26 protein-coding genes are annotated in these 25,736 nt (G+C 72.6%); 10 read left to right on the forward strand and 16 right to left on the reverse strand.

Going from position 1 to position 25,736, the window contains the following annotated elements; translation table 11 throughout:
- Nucleotides 1–16: 16 nt before the first annotated feature.
- Nucleotides 17–874 carry a hypothetical protein gene (locus OP86_RS11790; protein ID WP_157849716.1) on the reverse strand — a complete coding sequence of 286 codons (858 nt, stop codon included), beginning with the start codon at nucleotides 872–874 and terminating at the stop codon, nucleotides 17–19.
- A gap of 248 nt (nucleotides 875–1,122) precedes the next feature.
- Between OP86_RS11790 and bioB the strand changes: the two genes are divergently transcribed.
- The 5 genes from bioB to OP86_RS11815 all read left to right on the forward strand — a co-directional run bounded on the left by bioB (nucleotide 1,123) and on the right by OP86_RS11815 (nucleotide 5,628).
- Entirely contained in the window at nucleotides 1,123–2,376 is a 1,254-nt protein-coding gene (gene bioB, locus OP86_RS11795) for a biotin synthase BioB (protein ID WP_033331662.1), read from the forward strand.
- A 39-nt stretch (nucleotides 2,377–2,415) separates the two neighbouring features.
- Nucleotides 2,416–3,720: an adenosylmethionine--8-amino-7-oxononanoate transaminase gene (locus OP86_RS11800; RefSeq protein ID WP_033331663.1), complete on the forward strand. Its 1,305-nt coding sequence runs from the start codon at nucleotides 2,416–2,418 to the stop codon at nucleotides 3,718–3,720.
- Complete coding sequence (gene bioD, locus OP86_RS11805; protein ID WP_030056664.1) at nucleotides 3,717–4,466, forward strand: dethiobiotin synthase; 750 nt, start codon at nucleotides 3,717–3,719, stop codon at nucleotides 4,464–4,466. Before OP86_RS11800 ends, bioD begins: the two co-directional genes overlap by 4 nt.
- A 78-nt stretch (nucleotides 4,467–4,544) precedes the next feature.
- On the forward strand, nucleotides 4,545–4,991 hold the full coding sequence (locus OP86_RS11810) for a hypothetical protein (protein ID WP_030056663.1): 447 nt from the start codon (nucleotides 4,545–4,547) through the stop codon (nucleotides 4,989–4,991).
- Nucleotides 4,992–5,154: 163 nt separating this feature from the next.
- Nucleotides 5,155–5,628 (forward strand): serine/threonine-protein kinase, encoded by a 474-nt coding sequence (locus OP86_RS11815; protein ID WP_030056662.1) that lies wholly within the window; start codon nucleotides 5,155–5,157, stop codon nucleotides 5,626–5,628.
- Here OP86_RS11815 and OP86_RS11820 read toward each other — a convergent pair.
- The 4 genes from OP86_RS11820 to OP86_RS36535 form a co-directional block, all read right to left on the reverse strand.
- Entirely contained in the window at nucleotides 5,625–6,095 is a 471-nt protein-coding gene (locus OP86_RS11820) for an NUDIX domain-containing protein (protein WP_030056661.1), read from the reverse strand. The two genes, OP86_RS11815 and OP86_RS11820, sit on opposite strands and share 4 nt — an antisense overlap.
- A 56-nt stretch (nucleotides 6,096–6,151) precedes the next feature.
- Nucleotides 6,152–6,889 carry a phosphotransferase family protein gene (locus tag OP86_RS11825; RefSeq protein ID WP_033331675.1) on the reverse strand — a complete coding sequence of 246 codons (738 nt, stop codon included), beginning with the start codon at nucleotides 6,887–6,889 and terminating at the stop codon, nucleotides 6,152–6,154.
- A gap of 235 nt (nucleotides 6,890–7,124) precedes the next feature.
- A complete protein-coding gene (locus tag OP86_RS11830; RefSeq protein ID WP_030056658.1) occupies nucleotides 7,125–7,352 on the reverse strand; it encodes a hypothetical protein in 228 nt (75 codons plus the stop codon).
- An 8-nt stretch (nucleotides 7,353–7,360) separates the two neighbouring features.
- Nucleotides 7,361–7,744 (reverse strand): hypothetical protein, encoded by a 384-nt coding sequence (locus OP86_RS36535; protein WP_157849717.1) that lies wholly within the window; start codon nucleotides 7,742–7,744, stop codon nucleotides 7,361–7,363.
- A 68-nt stretch (nucleotides 7,745–7,812) separates the two neighbouring features.
- Between OP86_RS36535 and OP86_RS11840 the strand changes: the two genes are divergently transcribed.
- The 3 genes from OP86_RS11840 to OP86_RS38745 all read left to right on the forward strand — a co-directional run bounded on the left by OP86_RS11840 (nucleotide 7,813) and on the right by OP86_RS38745 (nucleotide 11,822).
- A complete protein-coding gene (locus OP86_RS11840) occupies nucleotides 7,813–8,640 on the forward strand; it encodes a Scr1 family TA system antitoxin-like transcriptional regulator (RefSeq protein ID WP_030056657.1) in 828 nt (275 codons plus the stop codon).
- A complete protein-coding gene (locus tag OP86_RS11845; RefSeq protein WP_051829981.1) occupies nucleotides 8,637–8,870 on the forward strand; it encodes a DUF397 domain-containing protein in 234 nt (77 codons plus the stop codon). The genes OP86_RS11840 and OP86_RS11845 overlap by 4 nt, the downstream gene beginning before the upstream one ends.
- Before the next feature lie 87 nt (nucleotides 8,871–8,957).
- Nucleotides 8,958–11,822 carry an AfsR/SARP family transcriptional regulator gene (locus tag OP86_RS38745; protein WP_051829982.1) on the forward strand — a complete coding sequence of 955 codons (2,865 nt, stop codon included), beginning with the start codon at nucleotides 8,958–8,960 and terminating at the stop codon, nucleotides 11,820–11,822.
- Here OP86_RS38745 and OP86_RS11855 read toward each other — a convergent pair.
- From OP86_RS11855 to OP86_RS11875, 5 genes are all read right to left on the reverse strand, one after another.
- Entirely contained in the window at nucleotides 11,803–12,039 is a 237-nt protein-coding gene (locus OP86_RS11855; RefSeq protein ID WP_157849719.1) for a hypothetical protein, read from the reverse strand. The genes OP86_RS38745 and OP86_RS11855 overlap by 20 nt on opposite strands.
- Nucleotides 12,040–12,395: 356 nt before the next feature.
- On the reverse strand, nucleotides 12,396–12,800 hold the full coding sequence (locus OP86_RS11860) for a hypothetical protein (protein ID WP_030056650.1): 405 nt from the start codon (nucleotides 12,798–12,800) through the stop codon (nucleotides 12,396–12,398).
- A 128-nt stretch (nucleotides 12,801–12,928) separates the two neighbouring features.
- Nucleotides 12,929–13,348, reverse strand: coding sequence for a hypothetical protein (locus tag OP86_RS11865; protein ID WP_209440341.1), 420 nt, complete (start codon nucleotides 13,346–13,348; stop codon nucleotides 12,929–12,931).
- 391 nt (nucleotides 13,349–13,739) lie between these two features.
- Entirely contained in the window at nucleotides 13,740–14,741 is a 1,002-nt protein-coding gene (locus OP86_RS11870) for a helix-turn-helix domain-containing protein (protein ID WP_030056648.1), read from the reverse strand.
- A gap of 282 nt (nucleotides 14,742–15,023) precedes the next feature.
- The gene (locus tag OP86_RS11875; RefSeq protein ID WP_245231779.1) at nucleotides 15,024–15,701 is read right to left on the reverse strand and encodes a helix-turn-helix domain-containing protein; all 678 of its coding nucleotides are present in this window, start codon (nucleotides 15,699–15,701) and stop codon (nucleotides 15,024–15,026) included.
- A gap of 112 nt (nucleotides 15,702–15,813) precedes the next feature.
- Here OP86_RS11875 and OP86_RS11880 point away from each other — a divergent pair, with 112 nt between their 5' ends.
- Nucleotides 15,814–17,337, forward strand: coding sequence for an aminopeptidase P family protein (locus OP86_RS11880; protein WP_245231780.1), 1,524 nt, complete (start codon nucleotides 15,814–15,816; stop codon nucleotides 17,335–17,337).
- On the opposite strand, the gene OP86_RS11885 is transcribed toward OP86_RS11880, so the two are convergent.
- The 6 genes from OP86_RS11885 to paaK form a co-directional block, all read right to left on the reverse strand.
- On the reverse strand, nucleotides 17,318–17,773 hold the full coding sequence (locus tag OP86_RS11885; protein ID WP_030058005.1) for a GNAT family N-acetyltransferase: 456 nt from the start codon (nucleotides 17,771–17,773) through the stop codon (nucleotides 17,318–17,320). The genes OP86_RS11880 and OP86_RS11885 overlap by 20 nt on opposite strands.
- Nucleotides 17,774–17,880: 107 nt before the next feature.
- Nucleotides 17,881–18,552, reverse strand: coding sequence for a class I SAM-dependent methyltransferase (locus OP86_RS11890; protein ID WP_051829984.1), 672 nt, complete (start codon nucleotides 18,550–18,552; stop codon nucleotides 17,881–17,883).
- 62 nt (nucleotides 18,553–18,614) lie between these two features.
- Nucleotides 18,615–19,883 carry a sugar ABC transporter permease gene (locus OP86_RS11895; RefSeq protein WP_033331680.1) on the reverse strand — a complete coding sequence of 423 codons (1,269 nt, stop codon included), beginning with the start codon at nucleotides 19,881–19,883 and terminating at the stop codon, nucleotides 18,615–18,617.
- A gap of 71 nt (nucleotides 19,884–19,954) precedes the next feature.
- A complete protein-coding gene (locus OP86_RS11900) occupies nucleotides 19,955–20,734 on the reverse strand; it encodes an ATP-binding cassette domain-containing protein (protein WP_033331665.1) in 780 nt (259 codons plus the stop codon).
- A 69-nt stretch (nucleotides 20,735–20,803) separates the two neighbouring features.
- A complete protein-coding gene (locus tag OP86_RS11905; protein ID WP_030058000.1) occupies nucleotides 20,804–21,925 on the reverse strand; it encodes a sugar ABC transporter substrate-binding protein in 1,122 nt (373 codons plus the stop codon).
- Between the two features lie 202 nt (nucleotides 21,926–22,127).
- Nucleotides 22,128–23,462, reverse strand: a complete 1,335-nt coding sequence (paaK, locus tag OP86_RS11910) for a phenylacetate--CoA ligase PaaK (protein ID WP_030057999.1) — start codon at nucleotides 23,460–23,462, stop codon at nucleotides 22,128–22,130.
- 276 nt (nucleotides 23,463–23,738) lie between these two features.
- Here paaK and OP86_RS11915 point away from each other — a divergent pair, with 276 nt between their 5' ends.
- On the forward strand, nucleotides 23,739–25,355 hold the full coding sequence (locus OP86_RS11915; protein ID WP_157849720.1) for an acyl-CoA synthetase family protein: 1,617 nt from the start codon (nucleotides 23,739–23,741) through the stop codon (nucleotides 25,353–25,355).
- The last annotated feature ends 381 nt before the right edge of the window (nucleotides 25,356–25,736 follow it).

The following is a 25,736-nucleotide window of genomic DNA, read 5'->3' on the forward strand; positions in this document are numbered from 1 at the left end:
TTTCACCCTCGGGGTCTCACATCCAGACGAACGGCGAGCCGGCCGCGTAGGAGAGTGCGCGGGTGGCCTCGTCCAGCATCTGCTCGGTGGTGGGCGCCGTGGCGGTGGGCGCAGGGCCGGTCGCGGCGGGCGTTCCCGCACCGGTCGGGGCGGTGGCTGCCGGGCGGCCGTCTCCGGTCCGGGAGCTGGCGACCGTCACGTAGTGCCCGACCGCCTCGACCCGCGCCTCGCCGCCCGTCTTGGCGGCGCCGGCGGGCTGGGCGGGGGCGATGGAGGTGTCCGCGAGCATGAAGGCGACCGAGCCGGGCTTGGCCCGCAGGGCGTCGGCGGCCTTGGCGGCGGAGGCCTGGTCGGGGAAGCGCAGCAGGGTGACGCTGCTGAGGACGGGGCGGTCCTGGCCGGTGAAGCTGACGGTCAGGTAGGCCTGACAGCCGGCGTCCTTCAACGGGTCCTGCGTGCGGTCCTGCAGCACTTCGGCGCAGTTCTCGCCCTGCCGGACGCCGTTGCGCCGGGCCTTGAAGGCGCCGACCTCGACCGGCCGCTGGGCGGGGAAGAAGTTGTCGACGTTGAGGCTCTCGGGGTCGGTGCGCGGCGGCGCGGAGCCCACCACCGGCGGCGTCTTGGCGGAGTCCTTGGTGGACGGGCCGAGCCCGGGTATGTAGTCGCCGGGCGTCGGGCGGGTGATGATCCATCCGCCGGCCGCGACCACGCCGACCATGACGATCCAGCCCGCCGCCCGGCGGCCCGTCAGCCGTCGGCCCCGCCTGCGGCCGGGGGCCGTCCCGCCGGTGTCGGCGCCCCCGCCGGTCCGCTGTCCTGCCTGGCCTTCCTGGCCCTCTCCCGGAGTCGGGGTGCGCTCCCCCTGCGTGGTCATGGCGCAGATTCTAAGCACCGCCGGGGTGGCGTGGATCACGGGGTCGGGGGTTGTCGATCTTCCCCCCGCGTCCCCTCGGGCCGAGGACTTACCTACCCGCCGGTAACCGCCTCCCCGGGCCGCCGTCAAGCGCGTGACCAGCGCCGACGCCGTGACCTTCGACACTGTGGCAATCGGCACATCCTCACACCGATCTTCTGGCGGGTTTGCTCTGGCGCCGCTCGATCACCAGCAGGCAGGATCAGCCCATGGATCTGCTCGATACCCTCACGGCCAAGGGCCTGCGCGGCGAAGTCCCGACCCGCGAGGAGGCCCTGGCCGTCCTCGCCACCACCGACGACGAGCTGCTCGACGTGGTCGCCGCGGCCGGCAAGGTGCGCCGCCGCTGGTTCGGCCGCCGGGTCAAGCTCAACTACCTGGTGAACCTGAAGAGCGGGCTCTGCCCGGAGGACTGCTCGTACTGTTCGCAGCGGCTCGGGTCCAAGGCCGAGATCCTCAAGTACACCTGGCTCAAGCCGGACCAGGCCGCCGACGCGGCCCGCGCCGGCGTGGCCGGCGGCGCCAAACGGGTCTGCCTGGTGGCCAGCGGCCGCGGCCCGACGGACCGCGACATCGACCGGGTCACCGACACCATGGCCGCCATCAAGGAGGCCGACCCCGAGGTCGAGATCTGCGTCTGCCTCGGCCTGCTCTCCGACAACCAGGCGGAGCGGCTCAAGGCGGCCGGCGCCGACGCCTACAACCACAACCTCAACACCTCCGAGAACACCTACGGGACCATCACCAAGACCCACACCTACGCGGACCGGGTGGACACCGTGCAGAAGGCGCACGGCGCGGGCCTGTCCGCCTGCTCCGGCCTGATCGCCGGCATGGGCGAGAGCGACGAGGACCTCGTCGACGTGGTGTTCGCGCTGCGCGAGCTGGGCTCGGACTCCGTCCCGGTCAACTTCCTGATCCCCTTCGAGGGCACCCCGCTCGCCAAGGAGTGGAACCTCACCCCGCAGCGCTGCCTGCGCATCCTCGCGATGGTCCGCTTCGTCAACCCGGACACCGAGGTGCGGATCGCCGGCGGGCGCGAGGTGCACCTGCGCTCGATGCAGCCGCTCGGCCTGCACATCGCCAACTCCATCTTCCTCGGCGACTACCTGACCAGCGAGGGCCAGGCCGGCCAGGCCGACCTCGACATGATCAAGGACGCCGGCTTCGAGGTCGAGGGCGCCGGCGAGGCCACCCTGCCGCGCCACCGCTCCGACCTCGCCGAGGCCGCCCAGGCGGCTCAGGCCGCTCATGCCGGCGGCTGCGGCACCGCGGCCTCGGCCTGCGGCAGCGGCGGCGGCTGCGGGCCCTGCGGCGGGCACGCCCACCCGGAGGCGGCGCCGGTCGCGACGGCCGCGTCGGTCGGGGAGTCCGAGGCGTCCGAGGAGGGCGAGGAGCTGCGCAGCGACCTGGTCAAGGTCCGCCGCCGCGGCGCCGGCACCGAACTCGCCCCCAACGCCTGACACTTCGGCACGCTTCGGCACATCTCGGAGAGACTCACCATGCCCCAGCTGTCCACGGACACGCTGCTCACCCTCGACCGCGCCCACGTCTGGCACCCGTACGGGCCGATGCCCGGCACCGTCACCCCGTACGTGGTCGAGTCCGCCTCGGGCGTCCGGCTGCGCCTGGCCGAGCCCGTCGCGGGCGGACAGCGCGAGCTGGTCGACGGGATGTCGTCCTGGTGGGCGGCGATCCACGGCTACCGGCACCCGGCGCTCGACGAGGCCGTGCGCGAGCAGCTGGGGCGGATGAGCCACGTGATGTTCGGCGGGCTCACCCACGAGCCCGCCGTCCGGCTGGCGGCCAGGCTGGTCGAGATCACCCCGGAGCCGCTGCAGCACGTCTTCCTCGCCGACTCGGGCTCCGTCTCGGTCGAGGTCGCGATGAAGATGTGCCTGCAGTACTGGCAGTCCACCGGACGGCCGCAGAAGCGCCGGCTGCTGACCTGGCGCGGCGGCTACCACGGCGACACCTTCCACCCGATGTCGGTCTGCGACCCCGACGGCGGGATGCACCACCTGTGGGGCGGGGTGCTGCCCGGGCAGCTCTTCGCGCCGCAGCCACCGGCCGGGTTCGACGCCCCGCTCGACGCCGAATACGCGGCGCAGTTCGAGGAGTTGATGGCCCGTCACGCCGGCGATCTGGCCGCCGTCATCGTCGAACCGGTGGTCCAGGGCGCGGGCGGGATGCAGTTCCACTCCCCCGCGTACCTGCGGATGCTGCGCGAACTCTGCGACCGCTACGGCGTGTTGCTGGTCTTCGACGAGATCGCCACCGGATTCGGGCGCAGCGGCGCACTGTTCGCCGCCGACCACGCGGGCGTCTCACCGGACGTGATGTGCCTCGGCAAGGCCCTCACCGGCGGCTACCTGACCCTCGCCGCCGCGCTGTGCACCGGCGAGATCGCCGAGGGGATCAGCCGCGGCGAGATGCCGGTGCTCGCCCACGGGCCGACGTTCATGGGCAACCCGCTGGCCTGCGCCGCCGCGAACGCCTCGCTGGACCTGCTGCTCGGACAGGACTGGGCGGTGGAGGTCAAGCGGATCGAGGGCGGTCTGCGCGACGGCCTCGCGGCCGCCGCGGGCCTGCCGGGCGTGCACGACGTACGGGTCCAAGGCGCCATCGGCGTCGTCCAGTTGGACCACCCGGTGAACGTCCCGGCGGCGACCGAGGCCGCCGCCCGCGCGGGCGTCTGGCTGCGCCCCTTCCGGGACCTGATCTACACCATGCCCCCCTATGTGACGGAGGACCAGGACGTGGCGCGGATCGCCGCCGCCGTGACCGCCGCGGCGGTGGCGGGATGAGCGCGCGCATCCTCTTCGTGACGGGGACGAACACCGACGTCGGCAAGACCGTCGCCACCGCGGCCCTCGCCTCGGCGGCGCTGCGGGGCGGGCGCAAGGTCGCCGTCCTCAAGCCGGGGCAGACCGGTGTGACCCCCGGCGAGCCCGGCGACGCGGCCGAAGTCCGGCGCCTTGCAGGGGAACCGACTGACCGTCAGCTGACGATCCGTGAACTGGCCCGCTACCCCGAGCCGCTCGCCCCCGACACCGCCGCCCGGCGCTCCGGCCTGCCGTACCTCTCCCCCGCCGAGGTGGCGGCCGAGGTCGCCGAACTCGCCGCCGGCCACGACCTGGTGCTGGTCGAGGGCGCGGGCGGCCTGCTGGTCCGCTACGACGACCAGGGCCGCACGCTCGCCGACCAGGCCCGGGCCGTCCTCGACGCCGGACTGCCGGCCGAGGTCCTGCTCATTGCCTCGGCCGGGCTCGGCACGCTCAACATCGTCTCCCTCACGGCAGAGGCCCTGGCGGCACGACGTCTCCCCCTCACCGGCGTCGTGGTCGGCTCCTGGCCCGCGGCCCCCGGCCTCGCCGAACGCTGCAACCTGGCCGACCTGCCGCGCTCGGCCGGCGCCCCGCTGCTCGGCGCCCTGCCGGAACGGGCGGGCACGGCAGCGGACTTCGCCGCCCTCGCGGCCGCCTCCCTGGCCCCTGAGCTGGGCGGAACGTGGAACGCGCAGCACTTCGCGGACGCCCATCGAGCCGAATAGGCCCGGCTTCGCTCGAAGGTGTGATCTCCACGCCCGAACCATGGGTGTGGTGGGTACTGGCTGAATACCGTTCCTTCCATGACAGACGGGCTGACCGTGGACGAGGCCCTGCGGGCCTTGGCCGCCCTGGAGGCGGCGTGGAAGGACGACGACGAGGCGCTGTCCGCCCTTGCGGCGGGCAGCACCGGTGAACAGCCGTTGCCGGCGCTGGTCGCCGCGTACGGCGAGCACGCGATGGACACCCTGATGGCGCTCGCCTTCGGCCTGCGCTCCAGCATGAGCGACGAGGAGATCGCCGAGATCTCCGACGCGGTCAGCTCCAACATCGGCGCGAGGATGAGCGCGCTGCTCACCCAGACCCTCAAGGCCTGGGGCACCCTCGCCGCCCCGGACGACTTCGGCGTCACCAAGATCATCGCCCACACCGTGATCGACGCGATGAGGGCCGTCACCGAGGACCCGAGCAGAACCGAAGTCCTGCCGCTCCTCGCGACCTTCCGCAGCTACGCCCTCAACGGCGTCTGAACACCGCGCACTTCGGCGCGGGCTTCGACAACCCCCGCCGAAGCCCGCGCTGTTGTGCATGTCCCCTCGTCCGCCCGGCAACGGGCTGCGCCTGCGGGCCGCCGTGGTCGACGCCGACCCCGAGGGCGCGACCCCGTGGCTCGCCACCGCCTAGGTCCCCGGCGTGCCCCTGGACCAGGCGATCGCGACCCACGGCCCCTGGCCGGTGAAATGCGTGCGGGCCCTGGGCGCGGGGCTCGCCGAGGCGCTGGAGGCCGTTCACGCCGCCGACCTCGTCCACCGGGACCTCAAGCCCTCGAACGTCCTGCTCGCCCCCGACGGCCCCCGGGTCGTCGACTTCGGCATCTCCGTGGCCGCCGAGGCCACCGCGCTCACCCGCACCGGGGTGATCGTCGGCACCCCCGGCTTCATGGCCCCCGAGCAGCTCACCGGCGCGCCCGTCACCCCGGCCACCGACGTGTTCGCCCTCGGCGCCGTCCTGGCCTACGCGGCCACCGGCACCGGCCCCTTCGGCACCGGCTCGGCCCAGGCGCTCAACTTCCGCATCGCGTACGAGGAACCAGACCTCTCGCAGTTGCCGCCGGAACTGGAGATCGTCGCCCGCCGCAGAGCGCGGCCCGTCATCGGGGGTGGCTAGCCGAGGTAGGGGGTCGTCCGGTGCTCCAGGAAATGCCGAAGCCGGAGACGCTGCGTGTGGTGCATCGGCAGCCCCCCGATGTCACCCGGAGCCACGAACCGGAGATCGGTGGACTCGTCGGAGATCCGCAGTTCCCCGCCCGTGATGCGCGCGGTGAAGCAGACGTTGAACTGCTGCCGAACCTCGCCGTCCGAGTAGGCGATCACGTGTCGGGGGTCGGTGTACGTGCCGACCAGCCCGGTGATCTCGACGTCGAGGCCGGTCTCCTCGCGGACTTCCCGAACGGCCGTGCCCGGAAGCGACTCACCGAGGTCCATCGTCCCGCCCGGAAGCGCGTACAGGCCGTTGTCAGTGCGCCGCTGGAGCAGGATTCGCCCTTCGTCGTCCGTGACCACGGCGGACGCTGCCACGGCCAGCCGGTTCGGCTCGGGTGCGTCGGGATCGTCGTAGAACTCGGTGCGTGCCACGTGATCAGCTCTCCTGACTGCTTGGGACTACTGGTAGCCGTCGGGCTGGCGCAGCCTCACAGCTGGGATCTGAGGACGTCGACCTCGCAGCCTGGCGAGTTCGGGTCGAAGCCGTGCTCGGCCAGCCAGCGGACCGCCAGCAGGCTGCGCAGCGACCACCATGCGCGGATCACGTCGAGGTCGACGTCGGTGCCGTAGCCGGCGACGACGTCGGCGAGGTGCTCCTCGTGGCCGAGCGTCAGGACGGCGAGGTCGAACAGGGCATCGCCCCGGCTCGCCTCGGACCAGTCGACCACGCCGGTGACCTCGTCACCGTCGACGAAGACGTGGGCGACCTGAAAGTCCCCGTGCACGAACACCGGTGTCCACGGCCGCAGGGCGGCCTCGGCGACGCGGCGGTTGCGCGTGACCAGCTCGGTGGGAAGGACCTCGTTCGTGAGGAGCCAGGCGCATTCGGCATCGAGGGCCGACGCGAGCTCGTCAACGCTCCGACCGGGCCACGGCGGCAGCGGCGCGTCGTGCAGCCTCCGTGCGGCGGCACCTGCCGCCGCCCACGCCGCCGGCGAGGCGGTCGACGGCTGGCCGAGGCGGCCGAGCGCCGTGCCCGGGAGAGCAGCGAGTGCGAGTACGGGCGGCTTGCGCCACAGGACCTCCGGAGTGGGGATCGGCGCCATGGCCATCGCCTCGACCTCGATGTCGGTGCGCAGTTGGTCGGCGTCGATCTTCAGGAACACGTCGCCGACGCGCAGGGTCGCACGCTCGTTATGGGCGACGACGACCTCGACTTCTTCCATGTCGACCATTATCGCGGGCGGGCGGGCGCGGGCTTCGAGCGTCCTCGAAGCCCGCGCTGTTGCTATGGCCGCACCCTCATCCACCCGGCGGCGAGCGCGAATCCGCCCGTCGAGGCCGTCAGGAAGGCGAGGACGAACGCCAGCGCACTCGCCGAAGCGGGAACACCCTCGGGGACCGCGAGGAGGACGGCACCCGCGATCACGAGGCCCCCGACGACGATGACGCCGGCGGCAACTACGGTCGCATACCTCTGCGGAGGACGACGACCAGTCGCTCGATGACGTCCGGCCGGGCGGCCCCGAGGTCGATCAGGAGGACGCCGGTGGCCTTCGCCGAGCGCCAGTCGATGCCCAGGGAGGGGAGTTTGACGTCGGCGGCGCTCAGGACGGCCTGGAGGTCGTCGAGGATGTCGGCTGCGATGCGACGGTCCTCGGCCGTGATCTTGTCGATCATGCTGCTCATGGGGCATCTCACAGTTCGGTGTTCGTGATCCAGCGCGCTTCGGTCTCCCACTCCACGCCGCCGGTGAGCGGGCGGAGGAAGGCGAACCCGTGCTGCCACCCCATGAAGGCGGCCCAGCACCCGGAACGGACGTCGAAGACCCGCTCGCCGATGGCGGAAGGGCGGTAGGACTCGGATGGCGGCGCCACCCGCCGCACGGGCGGCGCCGCCGGGGCGATGGCGTCGGTGCTCAGTCGAGCCTCGGGGACGGCGTCACCGCACTGCGGGCACCGACAGGGCGGGAAGTTCCGCCGCAGGATGAGGCTTTCGCCAGATTGATTGTTCGTCATATTTCCTGCTCCACTAAGGCGTTCGCCGGATTCGGCCGTCACCGTTTGTGCATCCAGCGTCACGCCTCGGGGCTAGGATTGTGAAGAAGCGGCATGTCCCCACCCCTCTTGAAGACATCCGGAGGCCTCAGATGCCCGCGCAGCCTCGCGACCTCACCCCCGACCGATCTCCCCGGCACTTCTTCGGGTCGGAGATCCGCCACCATCGAACCTGCGCGGGCATGTCCATCGCCGATCTGGGCGAACAGGTTCGCTACAGCAAGTCCCATCTGGCCAACATCGAGGCTGCACACCGGACTCCGCCGCCGGACCTCCCACCCCTGCTCGACACCGCACTTCCATCTGCCGACGGCTTCTTCACCCGGTTCTACCCACTCGTGAGCACTGACTCGTTTCCGGACTGGTCGCGCCGCTATATGACACTCGAACCCCTCGCGAACACGCACCTGAAGTTCTCGCTGTCGATTCCAGGCTTGTGGCAAACCGAGAACTACGGCCGCGCCTTCCTGCGGCTAGGCCGGCCTCGCGCATCCGAGGAGGAAATCCGAGAACGCTGGAACCGACGTCAGGCTCGGCAACAAATCCTGCACAGCCCCGCGCCTCCGTTCATGTGGGTCGTCCTGGACGAGGCAGCTGTCCGCCGGGATGTCGGCAGCCCAGAAATCACCCGCGAACAGATCAGGCACGTGATCAACATCGCCCAGGGCGCGAACGCCACGGTGCAGATCCTGCCGATTGATCGTCCTCACGGCGCGATGGGCGGCTCGCTCACCCTCCTCCACTTCGACGACGCCCCTCGGGTCGCCTACCTGGAAGGAGTTCAGTCTGGTCAACTCATCGAGGCTCCGCACCAGGTGACCGATATGGCACTGATCTACGATACGCTCCGAGCAGAGGCCCTTACGCCCGACGATTCGATGGCGTGGCTGCAGAGAGCATCGGAGGATCACCCAGAATGAGCCCGCACACTTCGGCCCCCGACCCCTCCATCGCCCGCTGGTTCAAGTCGACTTACAGCGATCCTCAGGGCGAGGGCGACTGCGTGCAGGTAGCCGCCAGCTTCCTCGTCTCCCACGGCCTCGTCCTCATCGGCGACACCAAGACCCCCGGAATCCACCTCGCCGTCTCTCCTGAAGCCTTCGCTGCCTTCGTCTCCGCGACCGCTGCCGGTGAGTTCGGCACTATCTGATCCACCTACTGCCCAACAGGAGGCAACTCCTTGCGATTAGCCGGTGGTCCGGATCCACTCTGTTTCGCGTTACTCGGCGCGCTGCGGGTGCAGCGCGCTGGCACTGCCATCGAACTGGGCGCGCCTCGGCAGCGGGCCGTCCTGGTCGCCCTTCTCCTCCGGCCGGACGCGGTCGTGACGGTCGACGACCTGATCGCCGACCTATGGGGCGAGCAACCGCCCGGCTCGCCCGTCGTCACCCTGCGCTCGTACGTCTCCCAACTGCGCAAGCTGCTGGAGCCGGCCCGCGAAACCCCCACCGTCCTGCTCTCCCAGGCGGGTGGGTACCGCCTGGCCGTCGAACCGGACCACATCGACCTGTGGCGCGTCAAACAGCTCCACGAACTGGCCGGACGATGCTCGACCGAGCAGCCGGAGCGAGCCCGCGCGCATCTGGCTGAAGCCCTCTCGCTCTGGCACGGAGAACCGCTCCTCGACCTGCCCGGCCCCCTCATGCAGCGCGAGCGGGAACGTCTGTCGACGCTGCGCCTCACGCTCCTGGAGGAGCGCCTCGCCCTCGACGTAACCCTCGCTGCCCCCTCCGACTACCTGCCGGAGCTGGAGGCCCTGGCCGCCGACCACCCCTTCCGCGAGCGCCTCCAGGGCCTGCTCATCCGCGCCCTGCACCGCCAGGGCCGCACCCCCGAGGCCCGCACGGTCTACGACGCCCTCCACTCCCGACTCGTCGAGCACCTGGGCATCGATCCGGGCCCCGAACTCGCCGCCCTGCGCGCCGAATTGGACGACTCCGACCAACTCCCCACAGCATCCCCGCACTTCACCGGCCGACGCGACCACGTCGCCGGCATCAGCCAAGCCCTGACCGGCCAACCCGGCCCCGGCCTGCGCCTGGTGACCGTCACCGGCATGGCCGGAGTCGGAAAGACGGCTCTCGCCCTACAGGCCGCCCACTCCCTTCGCCCGCACTTCCCGGACGGCCGCCTCTACGCGGACCTGCGCGGCGCCGACCTGGTGCCCGCCAGCGCGTCCGACATCCTCGCGGACTTCCTGACCACACTGGGCATCCCGCCGACAGCCGTCCCCCAGGACCTCCCCGGCAGGTCCGCACTGTTCCGGACCGCCACCGCCGGCAAGCGGCTGCTCATCCTCCTCGACAACGCCCGCGATGACGCCCAGATCCAGCCCCTGCTGCCCGGCTCCCCCGACTGCGCGGTACTTGTCACCAGCCGCACGATGCTCACCAGCGTGCCGTCCGTCCTGCACCTCGCCTTGGACGTGTTCAACCAGGACGAAGCGATCAGCCTCCTCGACTCGGTCATCGGCACGGCACGCCGGTCCGCGCAGCCCGACCAGGCCGAGCTGTTGGTCGAGGCCTGCGGCCGGCTCCCCCTCGCCCTACGGATCGCCGCAGCCCGACTCGTCACGGCTCCACACCAACCGATCGCCGACCTCGTACAGCGCCTCGCCGACGACCGCGAGGGCATCACCGCACTCCGTACCCGCAACGTCGCCATCGAGCAAGTCTTCGGCCTCAGTTACCAGTTGCTCGAACCACCCCTGGCAACAGCCTTCCGCATGCTCGCCTGGATCGAGCCGGACATCGGCCTGGCGTCGGCGGCCGCAGTCCTGGGCCTGCCCGACGACCAGGCGGAGCGCTTCGCCGAGTCGCTGGTGGACCAGGCCCTCCTGGAGTCGACGGCCCCCGGGCGCTACCGCTTCCACGACCTGGTCCGCGCCTTCGCCCGCCGCACGTCACAGCGGCTCGACCCCGACGAACGAACCACCGCCCACCGACGGCTCCTGACCCTCCTGCTCGCCCGGGCCCGTACGGCCTTCGCCCTCGTCGTCCCCGGCGACCCGGTGGCCGACGTCTTCGGCGGGGCTCTGCCCACCCGCCCGGTCTTCGCGGACCTGGCCGAGGCCCGCCGGTGGGCGAGAACCGAGACTCCTGCAGCGATCGCCCTCGCCGCCGCCATCGCAACCGAAGCGGACGTCTCCGCCGGGCCGACGACCGACCTACGCTCCGCCATCGACCTCCTGATCGCCCTCAGCCCGCTCGGCCTCGGCGCCTTCGGCGGCCGGGCGGAGGAGGCGGCCCGCCTCCTCATCGCCGCCGCGGTCGCACGCAACGACCGTGCCGCGGAGGGCCGTTCCCGGTTCCTGCTGGGCACGGTCCTGCTGGCGCGTGCCCGGCTCGACGAGGCGGGCGTCCAGGCCCGCCTGGCGGCCCAGGCCTGCCAGGAGGCGGGTGACCTGGCCGTACTCCGGCAGGCCCTGAACGACCTGGGTCTGATCGCCCAGGCCGAGGGCCGGCACGAAGAGGCGATCGCCGCCTTCGACGAGTCGGCGGCACTCGCCCGGCGGCTCGGCCACCACTCGGGCGAGGTGGCGAGCACCGCGAACGCGGCGCTCTCCCGGATCCGCAGCGGTCACGCCGCCGGGGCGGCGGAGACCTGTCGGCGGCTCCTCGCCGAACCGGCCGACGGAACCGCCGACGCCGGCATGACCGCGTACGTGCACTACGTCCTCGGCCTCGCCTACCAGGTGCTGGGCCGGCTCGACGACGCGGCGGCGCAGTTGCGGGCCTGCATCGGCTGTGCGGGCCCGGCCGGGGACCTGGACCGCGAGTCGGCCGCCCGGAGCCGCCTGGCCGACGTCCTGCGGCTGCTCGGGCGGGTCGACGAGGCCGTGCGGCAGGCGGAGTGGGCACTGGCCCTCGCGACGAAAGGTGGGCGACAGCGCGAACGCGCCCTCGCCCACCTGGTGTTGGCGAACACGATGACCGCCCGGGGCGACCACCGTGGTGCACAGGATCACGAGGCGAAGGCGCACCTCCTGCTCAGCCGGCTGAGCGCTCCGGAGTCCGCCGTCGCAACGCTGCTGCCGACCACGCCGGACGCGCCGACCACGCCGGACGCCGCCGACCGGGCCGTCACACCCCGTGAGGGTTGACGACGACGAGGCCGGTCCCGTTCCAGACGATCTTCCCCGACAGGCACTGCACGTCGTCCGACCCGCCGCAGACCCGGGCCGGCGGCTCGGACGGCGCGCCGTGCCGTACGGCATCTCCCGCCCCCAGGGCGAACACCCCCAGGGCGGACGCACCCACCACCGACGCCAGGACCGCCGTACCGGCAACCACCGCGCGGACACCAACTGTTCGAGACACTGCTGACGCTCCTTGTTCCCGTGTGACCAAGCTCCCGCACCCTCGCAGGTGCCGGTAGACAGCCGATCAACGCTCTGCTCGCGGTGTCGGGCCGGTGAGCGTGCGGGGAGGCTCAACGTCCTGTTGAGGGATCGTCTACCGCACTCGGCGACCGTGGGGTTCAGCGCGGACCAGCAGGTACCCACACCGCCGACGACGGAAGGAACCACGTGTGAACACCATGCAGAACGACGGCAACCTGGTCCCCTCGGCGCCGTGATCCAGCGGGTCTCGTGAACCCGCCGTGGAGGCCGCCCGATCTCCCCCGGACGGCCTCCACGGCCACGACCTCCACGGCGACGTGGTCCGCCGAGGTATCAGCCGCCTTCCACCACCCTGAACGTGCCGGTCTTCCAGTTCAGCCGGGCCGGCCCGCCGCTCGGCCAGTCGTGGTCCAGGTGGCGGCGGTTGCGGCCGAGGGCGCCCAGGTCGAGGGGGCTCAGGGTGCCGGCGACCAGTTCGGCGGCCTCGGTGTCGGTGAGCGGCATGATCGTGTCGTACTGGGGGTCGTCCCCGCCGCGCCAGTCGATGAACTCGGTGAAGATCCAGACGAACCGCTGCGAGCAGGCCCGGCAACGCCGCACGGTGACGGAGAAGTGCGAGTCGTCGACCACCCGCGCCTCGCGCTCGAACCCGTCGCCCTGACGGTCCCACGCCTCCCGCGCGTCCTCGCCGTAGCACTGCGCGCAGCCGAACTCGGTGGCCGCTTCCGCTTCGCTCATTCCGTCCCCCTGCTCCCCGTGGGTTTCCTCAGGGGGCCCATTATTCCCACGGGCATTTCCGCAGGCCAGACCGGGTCTCCTGCTGGCTTCGGCCGATCTCAACGGCCCTCAACGGCCCTCAAGGGCCGTCAGCGGCCGTCAGCGACCCTCAGCGGGCCCTCTGCCACCTTGAACGCGCCGGAGTTCCAGTGCAGGGCGGCCGGCCCACCGGTGGGCCAGTCGTGGTTCAGGCGGCGGCGGTCGCGGCCGAGGGCACCGAGGTCCAGGGGTCGCAGGGTGCCGGCGACCAGGCCGGTGGCCTCGGCGGCGGTGAGCGGCATGACCGTCACGTGCTGGGCGTCGTCGCCGCCCATCCAGTCGATGAACTCGGTGAAGATCCAGACGAACCGCTGCGAGCAGTCCCGGCAGCGGCGGACGGCCACGGAGAAGTGCGAGCCGTCCACCACCTCGGTCTCGTGCTCGAACCGCTCCCGCTGCCCCCGCCACACCGCTTGCGCGTCCTCGCCGTAACACTTCGCGCAGCCGAACTCCATCATCGGCCTCCTCATCGGTCGACCCCTCTGTTCCGCCCGTTCCGCGACGTCCCGTCGGGGCCCATGATGCCCGGAGATTCCCGGACCGGCGCCGGTCACCGGCGTTACCCCGATCACCCGCCGGAGTGGGTTTCGATCCGCCGAGGGGCGATCGACCTGCCGTTCGCACCGCCGCCGACGGTCGGCCACACCTGCCCACGGATCGCCCGTACGCAGGTGGAACCCGGTGCCGGCCCGCCGACGCCCGGCGTCTCCCATGACTCGGCCGTCATGACGCTCGCCGTCGCTGCGCCCGATCGGGCGGTGACACCGGCGGAGGAACAATTCACGGCCCGTTTCCGTACCGTTCGTGCACGGGGTGGGATCGGCGGAGCCAGATTGACGGCCCGCTCGCACCCCACGGCCGCTACGCGGCGGTCGGCGGGGGCTCCGGGTTGTCCAGCAGGAGGTCGTGGCCGACGTCGGTGAGGGCGTGGCTGACCTGCTTGCCCTGGCGCCGGGTGACGACCAGGCCGGCTCCGCGCAGGGCGGCGGCGTGGGCGGAGGCGGAGGGCGGGGTGATACCGAGCTGCCGGGCGAGTTCGGTGGTGGAGCAGGGGCTGCCCGCGATGGCGCGCAGGGCGCGGGCCCGGGCGGGGCCGAGGACGGCGGCGAGGCCGTCGGCGGTCGGCGGTCGGGACGGGGACTCGGCGGCCGGGGCGGCGAGCGGGTGCAGCAGCAGGCTCTGGCGGTCCGGTCCGGCCAGCAGGCTGATGCCCTGCTGGACGAAGTAGTTGGGCCGCAGCTCCAGGCCCCGGCCGCCCAGCTCGAAGGAGCCCTCCAGCTCGCCGAGGGTGCACTCCAGCACTCCCTCGTCCCGCCAGACCGCCTTCGGGTGGATCGAGTCGAGCATCGCGCCGATCCCGGAGCGGGCGACGGTGCGGGCCCGGTCGGCGATGTCGGCCTCCAGGGCGCGGCGGATGTCGGGCCAGTCCGGGGCGAGGCAGGAGCGGAACAGTGCCCAGGCACCGTCGCTGACCTCGCGCAGGCCCCGGGTGCCGTCGTCGCGCAACCGGGCGAAGGCGGTGGGGAGTTCGGCCCCACTGCCGAACATCGCGACGTCCTCCTCGACGGCCTGCTGCGGGACGGCGAGGAGCGCGTCGAGCTCGTCGGTCAGCTGCCGGCGGACGGCGTCGAGGTCCGCCACCATGAAGTCGGGGACGCCGATCGGGCTCGCGTTGACCACGTCGAGGAAGCGCCTGGCCCGGTGGGGCACGTGACGGCGGACGTCCCGCCACCAGCGCTCGCTGCGCGACCCGACGCTTTGGTGCACGCCGATCCGGGCCGAGCCGGCCATCAGGTGGTCGAGCGGCGAGATGACGAACCGGGTGTTCGCGAGGTCCGCGACCCCGAACCTCAGTGCGATCACGAACCTTCCTCCGGCTCCCCGCAGCCGCCCTGACCTGGCGCGTTCTTGACTATTAGGCCCAGAGGCTAATGCATGGCCGTCCGGCCGCCGCGCTTGGCATGCTCGCTCAGGTCGGCGCGACACAAGCCCGCTCCGGCCCCCACCACGAGGGGAGTGGGGGCCGGAGCTCGCCAGTCGGGCCGGGACGCGCCGCACGGGCAGGGACCGGCCGGGCAGGACGCGCCGCACGGGCCAGGACGGGCCGGGCCGGCACCAACCATTCGGTAAACCGAACGAACCGCGTCAGTGCTCGTGCCCCAGCGCGAGCTGCCCGGCGCCCGGAGCGCCGTCCGGGCGCGCCGGGCCCGTGAGGTGCAGCCGCTGCTCCGCCCGGTACTGCAGCAGGAGCACCGAGCGGACCGTCTCGCCGCCCAGGGCGGTGTAGGAGTGCGGCAGGGCGGCGTCGAAGCCCACGTAGTCGCCCGGGCCGAGTTCGACCTCGCGGCGTCCCGCCCGCACGCGCAGCCGGCCGGACTGGACGATGGTGTGCTCGGTGCCGATGTGGCCGGCGGAGATCTGGGTGCCGTCGGTGCGCACCTGCTGGTCGTAGACCTCGAACACCGTGTCCCCGGACTCGATCCGGCGCAGTGGCCGCAGGTCGACGCCCCGGCCGCTCAGCACCTCGGCCTCGGCCGCCCGTACCACCGTCACCTCGTCGGCGGGCCGTCCCTCCACCAGGTCGGAGATCGGCACGCCGAGCACCCGGGAGAGGCCGAGCACGGTCTCCAGGGTCGGGTTGCCAGCGCCGGACTCCAGCTGGGAGAGCGTCGCCTTGCCGATCCCGGCCCGCCGGGACAGCTCGGACAGCGAGAGGCCGTGCTCGGCCCGAACCCGTTTCAGGTTGGCGGCGAGCACGCCCCGGACGGACTCCTCCGCCCCGGCGGCCCCCACGCCCCGGACGGATTCCCCGGCGTCGTTCACGCTCGACCTCTTCTCTCCCGGCACTGTTCGATATACCGTACGGGACGCATGCCGACGGACGGGGCAGCGTAGCGAAGCACCTCGCACCCACCACCCTCACCAGGAGACCGTAGTGACCGAGCCCGCCGACACCATCACGTACCGGAAGAACGGCCTCACCCGCGGCGTGACGGACGAACTCGCCGAGAACATGAAGCAGGGCTGGGCCGACACCGAGCGCACCGCCCTGGAGCCGGTCCCGCAGGCCGCGCACACCGCCCGCCGCCGGGCCGAACTGTCCGCCGCCTTCCCCGGCGAGCTGCTGGTCGTCCCGGCCGGCAACCCCAAGGTGCGGGCCAACGACACCGACTACCCGTTCCGGCCGTCCTCCGACTACGTCTACCTGACCGGCGACCAGTCCCAGGACGCCGTCCTGGTGCTGGAGCCCACGGGCGCGAGCGGCCACACCGCCGTGCTGTACCTGCGCAACCGCTCCCGGACCGACAACGGCGAGTTCTGGCTGGACGGCCACGGCGAGCTGTGGGACGGCCGCCGCAACAGCCTGACCGAGAGCGAGCGGCTGCTCGGCCTGCCCTGCCGGGACGTCCGCACCGTCCACGCCGACCTGCGCGCGGCCGACGGCCCGGTACGGGTGCTGCGCCGCCACGACGCGGCCGTGGAGCAGTCCCTCGACGGCCGGGCCGACGCCGAGCGGGACGCGGAGTTCGAGGTCTTCCTGTCCGGGCTGCGCCTGGTCAAGGACGAGTTCGAGATCGCCGAGCTGCGCTTCGCCTGTGACGCCACCGCCCGTGGCTTCGAGGACGTGGTGCGCGTGCTCGGCACCGACTCCGAGACGCCGGAGCGGCTGATCGAGGGCACCTTCTTCGTCCGGGCCCGGATCGAGGGCAACGACGTCGGCTACGGCACCATCGCCGCGGCCGGCCCGCATGCCACCACCCTGCACTGGGTGCGCAACAACGGCCACGCCAAGCCCGGCGACCTGCTGCTGCTCGACGCGGGCGTGGAGACCAACGAGCTCTACACCGCCGACATCACCCGCACCCTCCCGGTCAGCGGCCGCTTCACCGAGCTGCAACGCAAGGTCTACGACGCCGTGTTCGCCGCCCAGGAGGCCGGCATCGCCGCGGTCAGGCCGGGCGCCGACTTCCGCGACTTCCACCACGCCGCCCAGCGCGAGCTCGCCGAACACCTCACCGCCTGGGGCCTGTTCGGCGATCTGACCGCCGACAAGGTGTACGAGCTGGGCCTGCACCGCCGCTTCACCCTGGCCGGCACCGGCCACATGCTGGGCATCGACGTCCACGACTGCGCCCACTCCCTCACCGAGCTCCACGTGGACGGCCCGCTGAAGCCGGGCATGGTGCTGACCGTCGAGCCGGGCATCTACTTCCAGCAGAACGACCTGACGGTGCCGGAGGAGTACCGCGGCATCGGCGTGCGGATCGAGGACGACATCCTGGTCACCGAGGACGGCAACGAGAACCTCTCCGCCGCCCTCCCCCGCCGCTCCGACGAGGTCGAGGCCTGGCTGGCCGGCCTGCGCGGCCAGCGGCTGGCGGAGCCCGTCCCGGCACGGCGTCCGTGCCGAGACGGGGCCCGTCCCGACGAGGGCGGGCTCAGGCGGGCAGCGGCTTGACCCAGCGGCTCCACTGCGGTTCGGGGTGGTACCCGGCGGACTGCCAGGTGCGGTGGCCCAGCGCGTTGTCGTCCAGCACCATGGCGTCGGCGCGGCGCCCGCCGAGCGCGGCGAAACGCTCCTCGGCGGCGGCCAACAGGGCGGCGCCGATGCCCCGGCGGCGGTGCCCGGGGTCGACGGCGAGGCGGTAGAGGTGGCAGCGCCAGCCGTCCCAGCCCGCGATCACGGTGCCGAGGATGACCGCCGGGTCCTCCGCCGGGGTGGCGACGATCAGGCACTCCGGGTCGCGGGCGAGCAGCGCGGCGACGCCCGCCTCGTCGTCCGTGATGCTGGTGCCCTTGGCGGCCCGGGCCCAGAGGGCGAGCACGGCGGGGATCTCGTCGGGGGTGGCGGGGCGCAGCACCGGCTTTTCGATTGCGGCAGTCTGGTCGGTCATGCCGGTCTGTCTACCAGCCGCCCCGCACCGCCGCCGGGAATTCCGCCCGGTGAACGGCCGCCACGAACGGGGGCGCCGCGACCGGGGCGCCGCGACCGGGCCCGCCGTCAGCCGAGGCGCCACACCGTGGTGGTCTTGACGGCGGTGTCCTCCAGGTCGGCGACGACCGGCACCTGGTACGCCGCGACCGCCGTGAACCGTTCCCGGGGCAGGTAGGCCCGGCCCGGGTCGCCGACGATGACGGTGGCGCCGCGCGCGGCGGCCCGCTCCAGGAAGGGCAGGAAGCGGGCGGCCATGGCCCGTTCGTAGAAGACGTCGCCCGCGAGCACGACCTCGGCCGGGGCGCCGTCCCCGTCGACCAGGTCCACCAGGGCGCCCTCCACCCGTACCCCGTTGGCCTCGGCGTTGAGGCCGATCGCGGCCACCGCGTAGGCGTCGATCTCGGCCGCGCGCACGGACGCCGCCCCGCGCAGCGCGGCGGCCACCCCGACCAGCCCGGAGCCGGCCGCGATGTCCAACACCGCGCGGCCCGCCACCAGTTCGGGGTGGTCCAGGACGTACCGGGTGACGGCCACCCCGCCCGCCCAGGCGAAGGCCCAGAACGGCGGCGGCAGCCCGGCCTCGCCGCGCGCCCGCTCGGTGGTCTCCCACAGGGCGATGGCGTCCTCGGCCATGTGCAGGCTGATCTCGGGCACGAAGGGGACGGGCGTCAGCTCGGTCTCGCGCCGGATGAACGCGAGGTCCTCGGCCGGCTGAAGAGTACGCAGCTCATTCGGCATTCCCGCAGCATAGGCCCAGGTGGGGTGTCCTCACGCCCGCCCGGGCGGCCTTCCGGGTGCGCTCACGCCCGCCCGGCGGCCTTCTGGGTGCGCCGGGCCAGCGAGTCGACAACGACGGCGGCCAGCAGCACCGCACCGGTGATCATGAACTGGATGGCGTTGCTGAGGCCTTCGATGTTCATCCCGGACTGGATGGAGCCGATCACCAGCGCGCCGAGCAGCGCCGACCAGGTCTTGCCGCGCCCGCCGAACAGGCTGGTGCCGCCGATGACGGCCGCCGCGATGGCGTTCATCAGCAGGTTGCCGCCGCCGGAGGTCTGGCTGGCGGACTGGATCTGCGCGGCCAGGAAGAGGCCGCCGACCGCCGCCATCGTCCCGCAGATGGTGAAGACGCTGATCCGGATCCAGGACACGTTGATGCCGGCGCGCCGGGCGCCCTCGATGTTGCCGCCGAGCGCGAACACCTGCCGGCCGTAGCCGGTGCGGCGCAGCACGAAGTCCAGCACCACGATGAAGATCAGGAAGATCAGCAGGGCCAGCGGCAGCCCCTTGTACTGGTTGAGCGTGTAGGCGGCGAGGAAGGCGACGATCGCCAGCAGCACGGTGCGCAGCACGATGTCGGCGACCGGCCGGGACGGGACGCCGGCGACCTGGCGCCGACGGCTGTCGATCAGCGAGGAGAACAGGAACAGCGCGACCCCGATCGCCGCCGTGCCGTAGGCGACGATCTGCTGCCCGTAGATGGTGGTGTAGAGCCGGGAGACGATGTCGTGGCCGGAGAGGTTGACGGTGCCGGTGGTGCCGAGGACCTGCAGCATCAGGCCGTTCCAGCCGAGGTTTCCGGCGAGGGTGACCACGAAGGCCGGGACTCCGACCTTGGCGAAGAAGATGCCCTGGATCGCGCCGACCACCGCGCCGCCGACCAGGGCGGTGAGCAGTGCGACCCACTCGTTGACGCCGTTGTTGACGTTCAGCACGGCGAAGATCGCCGCGCACAGGCCGCTGACCGAGCCGACCGAGAGGTCGATCTCGCCGAGCAGCAGCACGAAGACGATACCGATCGCGATCATGCCGGTGCCGACGATCTGCTGGGACAGGTTGGAGAGGTTCTGGGCGGACAGGAAGCTGCTGTTGAGGCTGCCGAACACCGCCCAGATCACGATCAGGGCCAGCACGACGGGCAGCGAGCCCAGTTCGCCGCTGCTCATCCGGCGGCGGAACTCGCCCAGGTAGCCCTTGATGCCCTCCTGCCGGACGATCAGCCGCGGGTCGACGGCCGGCGTGGCCTCCGGGGCCACCGGGACGGGGGCGTTGACGCCGCCGGTGGGCATGGAGTCCTCGGGCAGCGGGATGTGGTGGCGCTCGGGTTCGCCGCCGGGGGTGTTCCCCGGGATGTTCTCGCTCACTCGGAACCCTCCTCGCCACGGGCCCTCCGGCGGGTCACGGCGTTGTCCGTGGCCCCGGTGATGGCCGAGATGATCTCTTCCTGGTTGGTGTAGCGCTTGTCGAAGACGCCGTTGTTGCGTCCGAGGCGCAGCACCGCGACGGTGTCCGCGACGGCCATCACGTCCGCCATGTTGTGGCTGATGAGGATCACGCCGTGGTCCTGCTCGCGCAGCCGCTCGACCAGGTCGAGCACCTGGGCGGTCTGTTCGACGCCCAGGGCCGCGGTCGGCTCGTCCAGCATCACGACCTTGGGCGAGCCGATCAGCGCGCGGGCGATGGCCACCACCTGGCGCTGGCCACCGGAGAGCGAGGCGACCGGGATGCGCACGCTCGGGATGCGGATGGACAGGGTGTCCAGCAGCGTCCGGGAGCGCTTCTCCATCGCGACCTCGTCGAGGATGGTGAAGCGCCGGATCTCGCGGCCGAGGAAGAGGTTCCCGACCACGTCGAGGTTGTCGCAGAGCGCGAGGTCCTGGTAGACGGTGGCGATGCCCAACTGCTGGGCGTCCTGCGGCCGGTGGATGGTCACCGGTCTGCCCTGCCACTCGATCACGCCGTCGTCGGGCTGGTGCACCCCGGCGATCGCCTTGACCAGGGTGGACTTTCCGGCGCCGTTGTCGCCGACCAGGGCCACCACCTCGCCGGTGTGCACCTCCAGTTCGATGTCGGTGAGCGCCTGGACGGCGCCGAACCGCTTGGAGACCCCGCGCAGGGCCAGTACGGTCTCACCTGCCACAGTGACCAACTCCCTTGCCCCGCCTCCGGCGTGGAGGCGAGGCCTGTTCGGGTTCGAGGGGGGCGTCGGCTACTGGAGGCCGGCGGCCTTGCAGGCGGCGGCGTAGTCCGGCGTGCAGATCTGGTCGACGGTGTAGAAGCCGTCCTTGACCACGGTGTCCTTGACGTTGTCCTTGTTGACGACGATCGGGGTGAGCAGGTTGGCCGGCACCTTGTTGCCGCTGCCGTTGGTCACCGTGGTCGGCGCGAGGGTGGAGTCGAGGGGCTTGCCGCTCGCCAGCGCGACGGCCAGCTGGCCGGCGGCGTCGGTCTCGGGCTTGAACGGCTTGTAGATCGTCATGGTCTGCGACCCGACCAGGATCCGCTGGATGCCGTCGAGTTGGGCGTCCTGGCCGGTGAGCGGGACGCTCAGGCCGGCCGCCTTCAGCGCGGTCGCGACGCCGGCGGCCATGCCGTCGTTGGCCGAGTAGGCGCCGACCACCTTGTTCGCGCCGATCGCGGTGATCGCGGCGGCCGCCTCCTGGTTGGCCTGGTTCGCGTCCCACTGGGGCGTGTCGTACTCCTTGCCGATCTTCAGCTTGCCGTCGATCGCGCTGTGCGCGCCGGCCTTGAAGTCGGCCGCGTTGGGGTCGGTCGGTGAGCCGTTGATCATGAAGATCTCGCCGGCGTTCGCCTTGTCGCCCACCGCCGCCACCAGGGCCTGGCCCTGCAGTTCGCCGACCTTGTGGTTGTCGAACGACACGTACGCGTCGGCCGGGCCCTGCGCGAGCCGGTCGTAGGCGAGCACCTTGACGCCCGCGTCGTGGGCCTTCTGCACGGAGGACTGGATCGACTTGGAGTCCACCGCGTCCAGGATCAGCACCTTGTCGCCCTTGGTGAGGGCGGTGTCCACCTGGGTCTGCTGGAGGGTCGCGTCCTGGTTGGCGTTGTAGTAGTCGATCTGCGCCTGCGGTGCCAGCTCCTTGATCTTCGCCTCGATCAGCGGCCGGTCGAACTGCTCGTAGCGGGTGGTCTTGGTCTCCGGCAGCAGCAGCCCGATCCGGACGGCTCCCACGGCGGCGCCGCCGCTCGCGTTCGCGCTGCCCGAGGAACCGCCTCCGGACGACTGCTTGGCGCTGCCGCACGACGCCGCGCCCAGACCAAGGGAAACCACGGCGGTGACCGCGAGGACGCGGCGAAACCCGATGCTCATCTGATGCCTCTCCGGTTGAGTCCTCCCCCTTGCCCTCCGAGTCTGGGAAGGATCAGCCGCGCCCACGATCCCGGTGACCCGAACGGGTAACCGGAGCGGGCATCAGCCCCTCTCGTCCGGCACCGGATCAGCCCTGCTCGGCCCCCGTCGGGTCAGCTCGCCCGGCCCCCCGCTGGGTCAGCCCCGCCTGGCCCCTGCTGGGTCAGCCCCGCTCGTCCACCACCCGCTTGATCTTCCCGACCGAGCGCTCCAGGGTGTACGGATCGACCACCTCGGCCGTGACCGTCACCCCGATCCCGTCCTTCACCGCCCGGACGATCGCGGCCCGCGCCGCCTCCCGCCGCTCGGCCGACGCCTCCGGCCGGGCCTCGACCCGGACGGCCATCCGGTCCAGCCGCCCCTCCCGGGTGAGCCGCAGCTGGAAGTGCGGCGCGACGTCCGGGGTGCGCAGCAGGATCTCCTCGATCTGGGTCGGGAAGAGGTTCACCCCGCGCAGGATGATCATGTCGTCGCTGCGTCCGGTGACCTTCTCCATCCGCCGGAAGGCCGGCCGTGCGGTGCCGGGCAGCAGCCGGCTGAGGTCGCGGGTGCGGTAGCGGATGATCGGCAGCGCCTCCTTGGTGAGCGAGGTGAAGACCAGTTCGCCTCCTTCGCCCTCGGGGAGCACCTCGTCGCCGAGGGGGTCGACGACCTCCGGGTAGAAGTGGTCCTCCCAGATGTGCAGCCCGTCCTTGGTCTCCACGCACTCCTGCGCGATGCCCGGGCCGACGACCTCGGAGAGGCCGTAGATGTCGACGGCGTGCAGGTCGAGCCGCTCCTCGATCTCGCGCCGCATCTCCTCCGTCCAGGGCTCGGCCCCGAAGATGCCCACCTTGAGCGAGGTGGTGCGCGGGTCGACGCCCTGCTTCTCGAACTCGTCCAGCAGGGTGAGCAGGTAGGACGGGGTGACCATGATGATCTCGGGCTCGAAGTCGAGGATCAGCTGCACCTGCCGGGCCGTCATGCCGCCGGAGGCGGGGATGACGGTGCAGCCGGCCCGCTCGGCGCCGTAGTGTGCGCCGAGGCCGCCCGTGAACAGTCCGTAGCCGTAGGCGATGTGCACCTTGTGGCCGGGTCGGCCGCCGGCCGCGCGGATCGAGCGGGCGACGACGTCGGCCCACATGGAGAGGTCGTTGTCGGTGTAGCCGACCACGGTCGGCCGGCCGGTGGTGCCGCTGGAGGCGTGGATCCGGCGCACCTGCTCCATCGGGACGGCGAACATGCCGAAGGGGTAGGCCTCGCGCAGGTCGGCCTTGGTGGTGAAGGGGTAGTGGGCGAGGTCCGCCAGGGTGCGGCAGTCCTCGGGGCGGACGCCGGCCGCGTCGAACTTGCGGCGGTAGAGCTCGACGTTGTCGTACGCGTGCCGCAGCGTGGCCCGCAGCCGGGTGAGCTGGTGGGCGCGCAGCTCGTCCGGGCCCATCCGCTCGCCGGCGTCCAGGAGCGCGGGCGGGATCGGCTCCCCCAGGTGTCGGCGCGGGACGGGTGCGGTGCCGGTCATCGTCGCTCCTTCGCTGGCGGGCCGTTCCGGACCCGCCTACCGATCGTTCGGTCAGGCATGCCCGGGCCCAGTAATCCAGTACCCGAACCGAGTGTCAAGGGATCGCGCAGCACTCCCGGAATGCGAAGTTCCGGCACCTTCGCGCCGACTTGGCCCCGCCCGCTTGGCTGGCCGATATGAAAATCATTACAGAAGTTTGACCCTGGGGCGGCCTCCCCCGGCCCGACCACATGGTTCAGTAGTGCGGTTTCTCCCCCGCACCCGGAAGTGATCACCGTGCCCACGTCTCCTGCCCTGGTCAGCGCGCTGCGCGAACTCGGCGACCGGCCCGCCGTCGTCGCCGAGGGCCGCGCGATCAGCGGCATCGGCCTGCTGCTCGGCGTCTCCCCGCCGGGCGGCCTGCCGCGGGCCCTCGCCGAGCGCGTCGCCGCACACGCCGCGCTCGCCCCCTCCGCCGCCCGCACCGCCGAACAACGGCTGCGCTACTGGGCCGGCGTCCTCGGCCCGCCCCCCATCCGGCACACCGTGCTGCACCCCGTCACCGACCTCGCCGTCGAGCTCTCCCTCGCCACCCTGCTGGCCGGCGGCACCGTCCACTGCGGCGACCCCGAGCAGCGGCCCGACCAGCAGCTCGCCGCCGTCGCCGCCCACGGCACCACCCACCTCAGCCTGCCCTCCGCCCTGCTCTGGCACCTCAGCCGGCAACCCGACCTCGCCGCCCACGACCTCGGCGCGCTACGCCTCGTCCTGCACGTCGGCCCCGAACCCCGGCAGGAGGACGTGTACGCCGCCGTCGACGCACTCGGCGCCGTCCTCGCCCACGTCCGCGCCCCGGACAGCGACACCGAAGCCGCCGACCGCCGGCTGCGCGCCGACGCCGATGCCGCCACGGCCGCCGCCTGGAAGCACAGCATCGGCATCACCGCCGGACAGGTCCTCGACTTCGGCGCCCACCTCGACCGGGCCGTGTTCCGCGCCCTGCTGCACACCCTCCAGCAGAGCGGCGTCCTCACCGACCCCGGGCACGGACACACCGGGGCCGAGATCCTGGCCGCCGCCATGGTCGCCCCCGCCCAACGCCCCCGGGTCGCCCGCTGGCTGGACGCGCTCGCCCGGCACGGCCTGATCACCCGCCACGACGGCGGCACGCAGGGCGACGGCGCTGGGGACGGCGGCGCTGGGGACGGCGGCGCTGGGGACGACGCCGAGGACCGCGCCGAGGACGCGGTCTTTCACGGCGGGCCCGTCCTCACCGCCGCCGAAGCCCGCGACCCCTGGCGCCCCGCCGTCGACGCCTGGGCCGACGGGCTCGGCCCGGCCACCGCCCTCGACCGGGTACGACGCGGCGCGCTCCGGCTGCCCCGGCTGATCACCGGCGAGGAGGCACCCCGCCCGGCCGCCGCCCCGGTCCGCTGGGCCGCCGCCCGCGGCTACCTCGGCGCCGCCCTCGGCGCGCTGGTCCGCGGCACCGCCGAGGCCCACCCCGGGCCGGCGCCGCTGCGCGTCCTCGAACTCGACCCCGACGGCACCGACACCACGGTCGCCCGGGCCCTCGCCGCCCGACCCCGGCCCAACGCCGAACACCACCTCACCCCCGACGGCGGGCGCTACGACCTCGTCGTCGCCACCGCGACCCGGCAGCCGCAGGAGGAGTCCGCGGCACTCGTCCGACTGCTCGCCCCCGGCGGCCGGCTACTGCTGCTCGCCCCCACCGCCGAACAGCTCGACCTGCTCGTCACCGGCGACGCCGCCCCGGCCCTCACCGCCCGGCCGGCGGAGCACTGGCGGGCCGCCCTCACCGCGGCGGGCTGCCCGACCGTCCTGACGCTGCCTGAGGACGGGCACCCGATGGGGCTGCTGGGGCAGCGGCTGTTCGCGGCCCGGGTGGACTGAGCGGGGGCGGAGACGGGCGGCGGGGGCTGTGGTCTGCCCCCGCTCCCCCCTGCCGACACCCTCCCGCTGATCGAGGCGTTCCTGCTGGTCGACGCGTTCCTGCTGGTACGCGTTCCCGCTGGTCGGCGTGGTGGCCGCGGTCCGGGCCCGGACCGTCCGTGGCCGTGCGGTGAAGCCGGGATCACGCACCGCCACCCGATCCGTACCATTTCGATACCGAAGCCTGGATGAGCTGCGAAGATCCTCGCCGCCCAGGCCCGCCCCCGGGTAGGCTCCGCTTGTCCTCCGGCCCTCGCGCAGGCGGCCCCCGCCGCCGTGCCGCGTTCCGGGGACACACCCCGCGGGCCACTCGGAGGGCACCGCGCACTCGACACCGCGCGC

It is taken from the genome of Streptomyces novaecaesareae, assembly GCF_000716875.1.
Classification (GTDB): Bacteria; Actinomycetota; Actinomycetes; order Streptomycetales; family Streptomycetaceae; genus Kitasatospora; species Kitasatospora novaecaesareae.